We start from the raw sequence: 12,655 nt of genomic DNA on the forward strand, positions 1-12,655 counted from the left end.
ATAGGCTGTAAATTGAACAAAGTTATCTATTTACGAATGGGGGAATTCAGAACATAAGTCGACAGCGGCTGGCGGTAAGGCATAAATTGACTGCAAATCGCAAGGGCCTGTTGATCTTTCAAGGTTATTTTTGTAGCCAATTGTTGGGGATTTATACAAGGCAGAAGCTTTGTGGTGTAGTTATTCTACATAACAAGCTGAGAACGCAGTAGAAATGATCAACAAACGCTGCCCGAAGGGTTCGGCTAAAAACGTTTTACTCTTTGTTAAGTGAATTTTGCTTAGATGACTAGGCTGCAATCCACTCGCCTCGATTAAAACGTTTCAGTCTCGAACGAAATTTAACCTGCAAAGCTCAACAGGCCCTAGCCTAATATCAAAAAAGTGTCTCGTGTTGTTAAAGCAATGACTCCCCGGCTTTCGGGGGAGTCATTGTCAGTTATTGCAGGGATACTGACTCGCTTTTTAACTTTACTTAGCGTGCTTTACTCCTTGCTTGTTTTTCATCGGGTCGCCGTCATAACCTAAGGCTTGCCAATCCATACGAGTGCCTTTGTTGTGGCAGTCGTTACATTTAAGAGCTTGAGCTGATGGTGATACCATATGGTTGATACGCCACCACATTTCGGTTTCAGCAAAGCCATGCTCGCCACTGTATGTGATACCTTGCTCGGTTAATGCTTGGTTAGCTTCCATACCCAGTTTGGCGGCTTTATCCCAGTCGAAATCTTTCCAGTAGCCGCCTTTGCCATAAACCTTGGCCGTGACAAAGATATTTTGTTTCTTATCGTAGATCTGTTTGCCTCTGTGTACTTTGAACGGATAGATCTTAGCGGTAGCGTCGGTAATATCGCCTATGGGGTAAGTCAGTTTAGTTATCTTGGTGGGATCCATTTTATCGCCGACCATGTAGGCATCGGCTTTGCCGTTGTACCAAGCATATTCAGGAGCTACCATCTTAGCCCACACGAAGCTGCCTTTTTTCTTCATAAAGGTGTGCTTGCCATATTCATCGACGGTTTCTTCTTGATCGCTACCAGCAGTAGACCAATCCCAGCTCATCTTGGTGGGCTCATTGCGCGCAAAGAAGGGGATATGGCATGTCTGACAAGCCACACTAGCGGTATGGGTGTTAAGGCGGTTATTGCTGTGAGGCGCAGCTTCATGGCAGCTTTCACAGCCAATGTCATTCGTGCCGCCTGGTGATACACCCATGGCATTACCGCTGATTTGATGTTGCTCGGTAGCATGGCAGGTTTGGCACTGGAAGTCGTTGCCATCGCTGTCCATATGGACATCGGTTGCCTTATCTGGGTAAGCCATGGAGGAGTCGAGATCGCCATGTTTAACCGCATCTCCACCGCCGCCATAGAAGTGGCAAGTACCGCAGTTATCGCGGACTGGCATACCGACATTTTGCGCTACGCGCTCAAGGTTGACCTTGGCTAGCGCTTCACCCGCACCGGCAGGATCTTTAATATAGGTCCCTGTGGTGTCGTGACAGACCAAGCAGTCGACCTTGGTCATGTCGGTGAAGTCGAAGCTGTCGTCTTTCCAGCCATAACCGGCATGGCAACTAGTACACCTGGGTTCGTTACCCGAGATTGAGGTGCAAAAGTTATTGATGGCATTTTTTTTGCCACGTTTAACTGTGCGTCCGGGAAGTTCTTGTTGCAATTCCCACGTCCAGTGGGATGATTTCATAAAGTCTTTAGCATGATCTTCATGACATTCAACACATTGTGCCGTGACTTGTGTCCCTTGGGTAAAGGGGCCTTCAATGGCGTCTTTATGGGGATTGTCTGCGGCATTGGCGCTGGCCAGTCCCAATAGACCCATGGCCATTATCGAGATTAAAAAGCGTGGATGTTTCATAGGGTGATCCCTACCCCCGGCGTGAGCCGGGGGATAGTCTAAGTTTAGAAGTTGACTGTTAACGAGGCATTGATGTCAAAGGCGGTGTCGACCACAGGCAGCATCGAATAAGCGCCGCCTTCAATGACATCATCAATTTTTTGCGGCGCGCCAACAGGGGTACCGCTACCTGTGTATTCATAGTCGTAATACAGCCCTGCCAGTTTGATAAACATACGTGGGTTGATATCAAACATGTAGTAGGCTTCGGCAACATGACCACGGGTGGCAAGCTTACTGCCAATAGGATCGTCTTGCGCTTGAGTAAACGGAGTCCAGTATTTAGAGCCATAGTTATATTCCAGACCTAACTTACCGTAAGGCGCCGGAATTTGGATGCCGACATAAACGCCGTACCCATCTTTAGTGTCGGCGCTATCGGCGGCGTCTGGCATCATGATAATTTCGCTGCCGTCGGCGTTGAGCTGTGCTTCAAATACCGCATCACTTAACATGCCGCCAAACATACCGGCATTGCCGTTGCCTTCGGCTCGTGTCCAGCCAAAAGAGGCGAATAGCTTCATATCCTCATCGCTTTCATAGGCGTAACCGACCCCCCCTAAATACATGTCACCAATCACCCCACTAGGTTGTACCCGGGTTTGAAAGTTGAAGTTTTCAAACTTCTGCATATCTTGGTACATGGTTGGGGCAAAAATGCCTGCCAGTTGAGTAGGAAAAGCCATGGTGCCTTTGAAGCCGTCGTTAATGTCTTTGGCACCAAACAGAGTAAATTGCAGGAAGTGGTTACCGTCGTTGATGGCGTCGATATTAAAACCACCTAGATGTGTGTCTTTGGTGACGATATCACCAAACATTTCGCCATTACCCCATTGTGACTCAAAGCCTTGGCCGTAACAGAAACGCACTACTTGGCCATCAATACCAGTGATCTCGCCTAAGTTGTAACCTAAGGTGGCGCCATCGAAGTTAAAGTTGACTAAGTGACCTGATGGGGTGCCGCCGCGCTTCTCGTTTTCTCTGTAATGAGAGGGTGGGCCGTAGGTTGAGGGACGACGACCGATAGAAAGATAGGTGTTGGTGCCACCGATGTTTTTCCAGTCGAAGTAGGCGCGCTCGACTCTGAGCCAGTCGCCGCTGGTATTGCCGCTACTACTGCCATCCATGGTGAACGAACGCCATGAATCAAATACTTGGGTGCCAGTTGAGTCCCCCCAGTTTTTATACATGCTTAATCGAGCTGAAAAGCCAACGTTGTCCCATACTTTGGCTTTTAGATTGAGTCTGAGGCGGGTGGTATAGAAAATATCATTATCGATATCTTGTACCGATTTGGGCGCCAGCACATAAGGCATTACTCCCTGCAACATGCCATTTTGGAACGCACTGGCTAATTCAGGGTTGGCGCTTAACATCTTGCCTAATGGCGAGTTGGCATCGTTTGGCATTCCAAAGGTGCCAGACATGGCTTTTTGGCCAAAATCATTGAAGTCAACTTTGATGGCAGGGTTCCAAGTGACATTTTGATAATGCAATGAATGAGCCTTGGTACGAAAATCTCCTGTGAGTTGGATTCTATCCAGTGCTGTGTGGCGCTCATTTTTGTCTACGCGGCTATTAATATCGTCAATTTCTTCTGATAGCTCAGCTAGTTGCTGTTTTAAGTCTGCCAGCTTTTGTTGTTCTTGAACGGCACTGTACGCGCCGCCAGAAAAGGCTAATGCATTGGCAATTAAAATCGATAGTAGTGTACGCATCTTTGTCTCTCCGTCGCGCGAGGTGCGCAGTAGATGGGCTTAGTGAGTCTTAACCGCAAGTCTGTGGTTGATCGGAATCTGCCGCATGGTCATAAAGAAACTGCTGAATATCCAAGCGGTCTTTTTCGGAGAGTTGCTCAAAAACCTCAGGCTTAACCTTGTGTTGATCACGTTTAAAATAGCGATCCCACTGGCTCATGGTTTTACTCATCGGAGTGATTTCACCGCCCGCATCGCCTTTGCTATGGCAGGCTTTACACTCTTTCTTGTAGAGGTGTTTACCTTTTTTCGGGTTACCGCCATCTACGGCATAAACTTGGGCGCCTAACGAGAATGTGAGCATGATGCACGTTGCAATTTTTACTATGTTTTTCATCATCTTTCCTTAATCACCACCCGTGGTGATTTTTTATTAAACAAAGCGGGTGTTTGTTGTTAAAAAGTTTACTAAAGGAGTCGAGATGTGAGTTTGAGGTTGATCACCTTTACAATAAAAATCTAATTGATAAAAATATCATTGATATTAATCTAATTGATGTGATTTAAGTTTTTGTATTAAAAGCCTTTTATTGTTTGCTGTTTTTGCAGGGATGAGGTGTTGGCTATCAATTACTGGTGGAGGTGAATCACACTTTTGTAGTTAAACATCTGCTAAATAATGGCTGTAATGTTAATGAACTTGTTATCGCTAACGCTGTGATTGTCGTCGAAAGGGGGCGTTATTTTTGGGAAATACGTCGCGATGGGCAGTATTTTGATCTTATCAGCCATAGTGGATTATCGAGCATATTTACGCAGCAGAGGCTGGGGGAGTAAAGGTTAAATACGGGCTAAATATCAGTATTTTTACTTGCCATATCATCTAGCACTTAAGAAATGAACTATCTTTAACAATCGAGCGTACTAATCTTTCAACACGCTTAAAATGACCATTATTCGGAGGGGGGAGAAAAGGGAATGAAGTGCCTTAGCATAATAGTGTTAATCACGCTGATGAGTCTCACTAGGTTTTCCTTTGCCGAGCAGCAATATGATGGTGTACATAACTCTGCTTTAAACAGTTCACACGTTGCCGTAAGTCATCAACATGGAGATCTCTTCAATCATCCTGCCTTGTCAGTGTTAGATGCGACTAAAGAGGCGCGGGGGATTGCATCGCCGCAAGCAGAGAGAACCTCTGCGACACAAGGTACATCGATTGTCTTGCCGACGGTGCAGATGCCAATGACACTGTTTCATAAGACTTATATCGAGGCGGTAGGTGTTGCAGATGCGATTCAAAGCAATTTAGACCATTTTGATGTTAACAATTCTGCAAATGTTTCAGAGTTAGGCTCTCTCGGGGCGTTGGTGTCGGGGGGAGTGTCTGATGTTGGCGTTGTATTGAGTTTTCCTCTATCAATTGTCAACATGCCAATAGCGGTTGGGCTCTCGCCCAAAATACAGCGTATCGACACTTACAATTATGTAGTTAATGCGAATAACGTGACTTTTGATAGTGGTAATGATTCTCCCTATCGTAATGATGATACGGTATTTAATCTTGATGTTGGTGTGGTAATTAAGCCTTTTAATGGGCTAACCGTTGGCTTGTCTGGACGCAATTTAATCGACTCAAAACAACAGAGTGTAGAGTCATTAGGGCGGCAATTTACTTATCGAGTTGAGCCTTTATATACTGCTGGGGTGGCTTATGATTGGGCTGCACTTACCCTAACAAGTGATATCGATTTGAATGCTCATCAAGGTTTCGATGAAGTGGTTAGTACACAATATTGGCGCTTCGCAGGGGAGCTAAAAACCACGGATTGGTTGGCGCTACGTGTGGGTTATCGCCACAATTTAAACAATACCGCAATCGACCTGTATTCGGTTGGTACAGGCTTTAGTATTGGTCGCACCTTTAATCTGGACTTAACCGGGCTGTTTGGCAGTGATGATGCCATTGGGGGCGTGATCCGAACCTCATATCATTTTTAGTGATTATCTTGTTTGCTGATTTTTATTCCCTTTTACGGACACCTATTTGAGGTCGTTACGTTAGTTCTATAATCGATTTTACCGCTAAGATCAGCGCACTTGCACTGCACAATATCAGGGTAAGGCGTTGGGTTTTTTGTTTGTCGATGCCGCCGACAATACGATTAGCAACTACAAAGCCTAGCAGGACCGATGGTAGCAATAGCAGTGAAAGATACAGATGACGCAGTGTGAGTAATCCACTGAAAGCCAAAATGATTAAGGCGATCATTGAGCTAAAGATGAAGAAGGCTGACAAGGCTGCGCGAAACTGTTTGGCGTCTTTTCCCGAGAGTAAAATAGCCATTGGCGGTCCACCAATGGCGGCGATATTACCAAAGATCCCCGACAATATGCCCGCCATAAAAAGATTACTGCGATTTATGGGGAGACGTAGCTTCAATAGGCTCAGAACCACGGCTAGAGCCACAATGATTGCAATGGCTAATCCCAATACTGGTTGTGGTGCTAGCAATAATAAGGTTGCGCCTAATATTCCGCCAGGGATACGCCCCAGTAAAGCATATTGTAAGCCGTTAAATTCCAGTGCGCGCCTCTCTCTTTGCAGGGTGAGTAAGGCGATAGAAAAGCCCATCATAATGACAGGTGCGGGCACTAGGCTTGGGTCGACGAGATAGAGTAACGGCGAGGCGACAACGGCTAAGCCAAAACCGATCAGGCTTTGGGTTAGGGCGCCAATAAAGATGATCAGCGACGCTAGGCCAAGGATCATGGGATCAATCATAAGTTCAGGCACTATACCACCAGGGGTTGCAGTGTGTTTAGACGTGATAAAGAGGAGGGATCGCAGTGCGATCCCTCTTTAGCAAAACAGGATAGGTAAAGTCGATTTACTCGACGTCTTCCCATTCGATGCCCATCTCAGTCATCAGCTTTTTCACTTCGGCTGGAATACTGTCGGGTTTGTCTTTTGACAAGTCATCATCATGGGGTAAAGGTTGGCCAGTATAAGCATGCAAAAAAGCTTCACAAAGCAATTCGCTGTTTGTAGCGTGGCGTAAGTTATTCACCTGACGACGAGTGCGTTCGTCGGTTAAAATCTTAAGCACCTTGAGGGGAATAGAGACAGTGATTTTTTTCACTTGCTCATTCTTCTTACCATGTTCAGCATAGGGGCTGATATAATCGCCATTCCACTCAGTCATTGACTCACCTGTTAATTCTCAAATTCGGGGCAGATTTTATACCCTTACCGGGTACAGTCAAATTATTGCCTCTAATTTTTGTTAATTGCAAATAGATTTCTACATGTTTGGACGTCTAAACGTCTAAATATGTTGACGCTACCGCTTGCCTTAGGTACATTTAGACGTCCAGACATCTATAAAGTATAGATGACTGCCGCCGATTTAACTTTAGGAGTAAAAGATGACTGAGCGTAAATTAGCCACGGCAGCTGTGCGTGGGGGGATAGAATCCGATACCCAATATGGTGCCGTTGTACCGCCCATCTATTTGTCGACCAATTACTCCTTTGATGGCCATCAACAACCGAGAGATTTTGATTATAGCCGCTCGGGTAATCCGACTCGCTGTATTTTGGCTGACGCCATAGCGGAGCTGGAACGTGGGGCGGCAGGCATAGTGACATGCACTGGCATGGCGGCCATCACCTTAGTAACCAATTTACTGGGGCCCGATGATCTACTCGTGGTGCCGCACGATTGCTATGGCGGCAGCTATCGACTATTTACCCACCTCGCCAAGAAAGGGGCATTTAAACTGGCAGTGGTTGACCAAACGAATGCCGCTGCTTTGGCAGACGTTATTGCTCGCCAACCTAAAATGGTCTGGTTAGAAACCCCTTCGAACCCATTACTGCGCGTGGTCGATATCGCAGCGATTGCGAGCCAGAGCCATGAAGTGGGGGCGCTAGTGGTAGTCGATAACACCTTTTTATCGCCTATCTTGCAACAACCTCTGTTGCTCGGCGCTGACATAGTGATCCACTCAACGACTAAATATATCAACGGGCATAGCGATGTGGTCGGCGGCGCGGTTGTCGCTAAAGATGCTGAAGTGGGTGAGCTGTTACATTGGTGGTCTAATACCTTAGGGTTAACCGGCTCAGCCTTCGATAGCTATTTGACCCTACGCGGCTTAAGAACAATTGCGGTGAGAATGCGTCAGCATCAAGCCAACGCACAGCAGGTGTTGGCTTTGCTAACCCGTCATCGCGCCGTTGATAAGGTCTATTATCCTGGTTTGGCGGACCATCCAGGCCATGAGATCGCGTTAAAACAGCAAAAAGGTTTTGGTGCCATGCTCAGTTTTGAGTTAAAAGGTGGCGAAGCAGAGCTTATTGCCTTTTTAAATGCGTTAGAATACTTCTCTTTAGCCGAAAGCTTGGGTGGAGTAGAGAGCTTAGTGGCGGTTCCTGCTACCATGACCCACAGAGCGATGGAGCCAGCGGCTCGTTTAGAGGCAGGGGTGAAAGATACCCTTATTCGTTTATCTGTTGGGATTGAAGATGGTGACGATCTGGTGGCAGATATTCAAGCGGGTTTAGATGCGGCTATCGCGGTAAGTTGTTAAAGGTATTGAGGAGCAAAAAATGACACGATGTCATTTGCATAAATTTGGCGGTTCTAGTTTAGCGGATGCAGATTGTTACCGCCGTGTCGCTCATATATTACTCACCCATGGCCATAGCGATGATCTCATCGTGGTTTCTGCTGCGGGCAAGAGTACTAATTTTTTATATAAATTACTTGAGCTAACCGAGTCCGGTCTGTTGTGGCAAGAAGAGTTGCAAGTGTTGATCAGTTACCAGCAAAATCTGATCGAGCAACTGTTATCTAACGAACAGGCGCGCAGCTTGCGCGAGCGTCTATCGACCGATAAATCCCAACTCAGCACATTACTTTCTCTTGCCGATTTAACGGATTACCAACGCAATCAAGTGGTTAGTTTTGGCGAGCGCTGGTCATCGCGTTTACTTGCCGCGCTGCTGCGTGAATCAGGCGTCGGGGCAGTCGATGTGGATGCGCGCACTTTATTAGTGGCCGATGAAGGGGCGGTACCGCAAATTCGCATAGGGCAATCAAAGCAAAAAGTGCAGGCGATGCTGAATGCTCACCCTAATGAACGCCTAGTGATCACCGGTTTTATCTGTGCTAATGATAAGGGCGATACCCTGTTGCTGGGCCGTAATGGTTCAGACTTTAGCGCCACCTTGCTGGCCAGCCTCGCCAATATTGAACGGGTGACCATTTGGACCGATGTGGAAGGGGTGTTTAATGCCGATCCCAATCGCATTAACGATGCACGCCTGCTCAAAAGCATGTCATTAACTGAGGCTAATCGCTTAGCCCATCTTGGTTCGCCGGTACTGCATAACCGTACCTTACAGCCACTGTTTGACACTAACGTGAGCCTAGCGGTGCGCTCGAGTTATGCGCCCCATACCGATTTTACGCTTATTGCGCCTAAGAGCTTATCGGCTAGCGCGCCCGTCGTTACTAGTCTACCTAGCGTGTCGTTGTTTAGCTTAAGCTTTAATGCCGAGCTGCCTCAATTATTAGAGTGTTTTGCTAAGGCAGGACTGGCTCCCTTGGCCTACTGGTCATCGGCGTCTGGCCTTGCAGAGCTGGCCTTTACCCACGAGAGTGAAAAACAAGCGCGGGCGATATTTGAAGTCAATACTCAAGCACTGGGGATCGATGCATTAGAGGTGCGACAAGACTTAGGCTTAGTGGCGTTGGTCAGTGCCGATGCTGCACTTTATCGCCGGGGTTTTTCACGTCTATTAAGCCGCGATGCTCACCCATTGTGTAACGATGGCCTAAGTTTGGTCACTTTGGTCCCTAAGGGGCAGGTGAGCCTATTGACGCAAAAGGTACATCGTCGCTGCGCTGGCCCGCGTAAACGTATCGGAGTATTACTGCTGGGTATTGGTAATATTGGTGATGCGTGGATTGAGCTGTTTAAGCGGGCGAGACCGGTATTAAACAAGGAGCTTGAGGTCAGTCTCGAGTTGGTGGGATTACTGAGTTCCAAGCTGGCGCTATTAAGCGAGACCGATATCGATCTTAATCACTGGCAGCAGCAATTTAATGAGCAAGCAACCCCTTGGGATTACAGCCACCTGTTTGAACGATTACGCCATGTTGAATGTGATGAACTTATCGCGTTAGATATCAGTGCTAGCGCCGATTTAGCGTTGCAGTATCCAGCATTTTTTGCCCGTGGTATTCATATGGTTAGCGCCAATAAGCTGGCTGGCAGTGGGCCTTTACCTTTTTATCAAGAATTAAAACAGCAGCTGGATAATCGTCGACTTTTTTGGCGCTACAATGCCAGTTGTGGTGCGGGATTACCCGTGCAACATGCCCTAAATGATTTACATAACAGTGGCGACGCCATCGAAGCGGTGGGGGGGATTTTTTCCGGCACCTTATGCTGGTTGTTTGAACATTTCGATGGTACTAAACCCTTCTCTGAATTGGTGCTGCAGGCTAAGGCGCTTGGGCTGACAGAGCCCGATCCGCGTGACGATCTGTCGGGGCGAGATATGCAGCGTAAATTGCTTATCTTAGCGCGAGAGATAGGCCATGATATTGAGCTTGATGATATTGCGCTGCACTCTTTAGTGCCGCCGCATCTTGCGCAGCTCCCGTTGGCTGAATTTATCGAGCGTATCAGTGAGCTCGATGCTGAGATGCTACGTCAATATCAAGCGGCTGCGGAGCAAAATAAAGTGTTGCGCTATGTGGCTTCCTTGCAACACAGTGACGGTCAACTTGCAGCGCTGGTCGGGATTGAGTGGGTGGATCGCAACGATCCTTATGCTAACTTAACGCCCGGTGATAATGTGTTTGTGATTCGTAGTCACTTTTATCAAGATAATCCTTTGATTATTCGTGGTCCAGGTGCCGGCCGTGAAGTCACCGCTGCTGCGGTGCAATCGGATCTGGCGCAGATCTGCCGCGATCTATTGCAAGAGTAACCTCTTCTCAGACGTCATACCTTAAGCGGCCCAAGTTAGCACTTGGGCCGCTTTTTTTGTCGATAATGCCGCTATATAGTGCATCTAATACTTCATCTCAATGCCACATTATTCGCTTTTTCTTGGAAAATTTCTGTTATCCAGCCGGTAGTTATATCGGCAACACCTTGTCGGTAAGCAGGTAATACATTTTATGTAACAATGGCTTGATGCTCATGTCGCTCATGCTGTAATCGGTTTGTTGTAGAGGCGAATAGACTATTTTAATTTTGGTTAACTTTTACGCTTGACTTAGAACTGAGTTTCTCTAGTATGTAGACATATAGACGTCCAAACGTCTAAGTACTATCGTCGAACGTCTGAGGGAATAAAGATGGCTTTTCACCACGCGCAACATGCAAACTCATTAAACCAAAGCTTGTCTGAGCTTAATGGTGACATTAACGTCTCGTTTGAATTCTTCCCGCCAGCCACCCCTGAGATGGAACAGATCTTGTGGAACTCAATCAGGCGTCTCGAACCGTTAAAGCCTAAGTTTGTCTCGGTAACCTATGGCGCTAATTCCGGCGTACGTGATCGTACCCACGGGGTGATTGAACGCATTCAGAAAGAAACCGATCTGGTGGCTGCGCCGCACCTGACCTTAGTGGATGCCAGTGATGAAGAGCTAGTTGAGCTGGCCAAGCATTATTGGCATTCCGGAGTGCGTGACATAGTGGCACTGCGTGGCGATTTACCCGAGGGCAGTGCCAAGCCCACTCGATTTGCTAATGATTTGGTGCGCCTATTACGTTCGGTGGCCGATTTTGATATCTCGGTAGCGGCTTATCCAGAAGGCCATCCTGATGCGACCAATGCGCAAGCGGATCTGATTAATTTAAAAAAGAAAATTGATGCAGGGGCCAACCGTGCTATCACGCAGTTTTTCTTCGATGTCGAGTCCTACTTACGTTTTCGTGATCGTTGCGTGGCCGCGGGTATTGATGTTGAAATTATTCCAGGCATCTTACCTGTTACCAACTTTAAGCAACTTAAACGCTTTGCTGGCATGACCAATGTGTCGATTCCCCGCTGGTTACATAACCAATTTGAAGGCTTAGATGACGACCCTGCGACACGACAAATGGTAGGTGCTAATGTGGCCATTGATATGGTGAAAGTGTTATCGCGAGAAGGAGTTAAAGATTTTCATTTTTACACCTTGAACCGTGCCGAGCTAACTTATGCGATTTGCCATACTTTAGGGGTTCGTCCAGGGCAATAAGTCTAGGTTGTGTTGCCATCGTTATGTTTGAACGCATCCTGTTATTGAACGGATGCGTTTTTGTTTTTCGGGGAGCTTTTATAATTTTTTTGATGAAATCCATTACCTTATTCGTTCGAATCCCTCTATCATTAAGGGCAGTTATAATCGGGAGGATATTATGAGATCGATAACGTTAGGTTCGGCTTTGTTGTTATTGTCGATGCCTTTATTGGCAGAGCCAATGGCGATGCCGCCATCAGCACAATTGTGTGCGTCATGTCATGGCCCAACAGGGCAAGGTGTTGAGCCATTAGGCCCAAGATTAGCAGGGCTATCTGCTGAATATATCACTCAGCAGATCAAGTTGTTCCAAACAGGCCAACGCCAAAATGCCAGCATGACGCCTATGTCTATGGTGCTCCAAGGTGATGCAATTAAGCCTGTCGCGGACTATTTCTCATCTCAAGAAGTGCCTGAAGTCAGTGTTCACCTTCGCGGTGAAGCCGCAGTGTACAGCGACCCAACCCAAGAATTAGTGTATCAAGGTGACTGGGACAGAATGATCCCAGCATGTGTCACCTGTCATGGTCCGTCTGGCATAGGTGGGGGCCAGTTCCCACGTCTTGCTGGTCAGCAGGCAAGCTATATCAAGACCCAGTTACTTGCTTGGCAAGCGGGCACTCGCAAGGGTGATGTAGATGCAATGATGGGGACCATTGCAAATAAGCTAACCGCAGAAGAGATTGATGCGTTAGCCAAGTATTTTGCCGAGATCAAATAGGGAGTCTG

General features: G+C 47.1%; 10 protein-coding genes. 5 read left to right on the forward strand and 5 right to left on the reverse strand.

Annotated features, from left to right (window positions below; all coding sequences use genetic code 11):
* Window positions 1-471: 471 nt before the first annotated feature.
* The 3 genes from AC5YBZ_RS02485 to AC5YBZ_RS02495 form a co-directional block, all read right to left on the reverse strand.
* A complete protein-coding gene (locus tag AC5YBZ_RS02485; RefSeq protein ID WP_494521672.1) occupies window positions 472-1,845 on the reverse strand; it encodes a tetrathionate reductase family octaheme c-type cytochrome in 1,374 nt (457 codons plus the stop codon).
* Window positions 1,846-1,919: 74 nt separating this feature from the next.
* Entirely contained in the window at window positions 1,920-3,632 is a 1,713-nt protein-coding gene (locus AC5YBZ_RS02490; protein WP_494520126.1) for a DUF3373 domain-containing protein, read from the reverse strand.
* A 49-nt stretch (window positions 3,633-3,681) separates the two neighbouring features.
* Complete coding sequence (locus tag AC5YBZ_RS02495; protein WP_494520125.1) at window positions 3,682-4,011, reverse strand: c-type cytochrome; 330 nt, start codon at window positions 4,009-4,011, stop codon at window positions 3,682-3,684.
* Window positions 4,012-4,589: 578 nt separating this feature from the next.
* Here AC5YBZ_RS02495 and traF point away from each other — a divergent pair.
* Window positions 4,590-5,612 (forward strand): conjugal transfer protein TraF, encoded by a 1,023-nt coding sequence (gene traF / locus AC5YBZ_RS02500; protein WP_494543385.1) that lies wholly within the window; start codon window positions 4,590-4,592, stop codon window positions 5,610-5,612.
* A 55-nt stretch (window positions 5,613-5,667) separates the two neighbouring features.
* Here the strand turns inward: traF and AC5YBZ_RS02505 are convergent, their stop codons facing one another.
* Complete coding sequence (locus AC5YBZ_RS02505; protein WP_494543697.1) at window positions 5,668-6,396, reverse strand: sulfite exporter TauE/SafE family protein; 729 nt, start codon at window positions 6,394-6,396, stop codon at window positions 5,668-5,670.
* Window positions 6,397-6,502: 106 nt separating this feature from the next.
* The gene (gene metJ, locus AC5YBZ_RS02510) at window positions 6,503-6,817 is read right to left on the reverse strand and encodes a met regulon transcriptional regulator MetJ (protein WP_110455796.1); all 315 of its coding nucleotides are present in this window, start codon (window positions 6,815-6,817) and stop codon (window positions 6,503-6,505) included.
* A gap of 223 nt (window positions 6,818-7,040) precedes the next feature.
* Between metJ and metB the strand changes: the two genes are divergently transcribed.
* The 4 genes from metB (at window position 7,041) to AC5YBZ_RS02530 (ending at window position 12,647) form a co-directional block, all read left to right on the forward strand.
* Window positions 7,041-8,207: a cystathionine gamma-synthase gene (gene metB, locus AC5YBZ_RS02515; protein WP_494520123.1), complete on the forward strand. Its 1,167-nt coding sequence runs from the start codon at window positions 7,041-7,043 to the stop codon at window positions 8,205-8,207.
* A 19-nt stretch (window positions 8,208-8,226) separates the two neighbouring features.
* Window positions 8,227-10,620 carry a bifunctional aspartate kinase/homoserine dehydrogenase II gene (locus AC5YBZ_RS02520; protein WP_494543386.1) on the forward strand — a complete coding sequence of 798 codons (2,394 nt, stop codon included), beginning with the start codon at window positions 8,227-8,229 and terminating at the stop codon, window positions 10,618-10,620.
* 373 nt (window positions 10,621-10,993) lie between these two features.
* Entirely contained in the window at window positions 10,994-11,884 is an 891-nt protein-coding gene (gene metF / locus AC5YBZ_RS02525; protein WP_475515770.1) for a methylenetetrahydrofolate reductase, read from the forward strand.
* Window positions 11,885-12,086: 202 nt separating this feature from the next.
* Complete coding sequence (locus tag AC5YBZ_RS02530) at window positions 12,087-12,647, forward strand: c-type cytochrome (protein WP_475516914.1); 561 nt, start codon at window positions 12,087-12,089, stop codon at window positions 12,645-12,647.
* Window positions 12,648-12,655: the final 8 nt, after the last annotated feature.

The organism is Shewanella sp. 553 (assembly GCF_059338375.1).

Excerpts from the sequence above, each read along its gene's own strand:
- metB (WP_494520123.1), top strand. The coding sequence starts at position 7,041 with ATGACTGAGCGTAAATTAGCCACGGCAGCTGTGCGTGGGGGGATAGAA.
- AC5YBZ_RS02490 (WP_494520126.1), bottom strand. The coding sequence starts at position 3,632 with ATGCGTACACTACTATCGATTTTAATTGCCAATGCATTAGCCTTTTCT.
- AC5YBZ_RS02485 (WP_494521672.1), bottom strand. The coding sequence starts at position 1,845 with ATGGCCATGGGTCTATTGGGACTGGCCAGCGCCAATGCCGCAGACAAT.
- AC5YBZ_RS02495 (WP_494520125.1), bottom strand. The coding sequence starts at position 4,011 with ATGATGAAAAACATAGTAAAAATTGCAACGTGCATCATGCTCACATTC.
- metJ (WP_110455796.1), bottom strand. The coding sequence starts at position 6,817 with ATGACTGAGTGGAATGGCGATTATATCAGCCCCTATGCTGAACATGGT.
- AC5YBZ_RS02520 (WP_494543386.1), top strand. The coding sequence starts at position 8,227 with ATGACACGATGTCATTTGCATAAATTTGGCGGTTCTAGTTTAGCGGAT.
- traF (WP_494543385.1), top strand. The coding sequence starts at position 4,590 with ATGAAGTGCCTTAGCATAATAGTGTTAATCACGCTGATGAGTCTCACT.
- AC5YBZ_RS02530 (WP_475516914.1), top strand. The coding sequence starts at position 12,087 with ATGCCTTTATTGGCAGAGCCAATGGCGATGCCGCCATCAGCACAATTG.
- AC5YBZ_RS02505 (WP_494543697.1), bottom strand. The coding sequence starts at position 6,396 with ATGATTGATCCCATGATCCTTGGCCTAGCGTCGCTGATCATCTTTATT.
- metF (WP_475515770.1), top strand. The coding sequence starts at position 10,994 with ATGGCTTTTCACCACGCGCAACATGCAAACTCATTAAACCAAAGCTTG.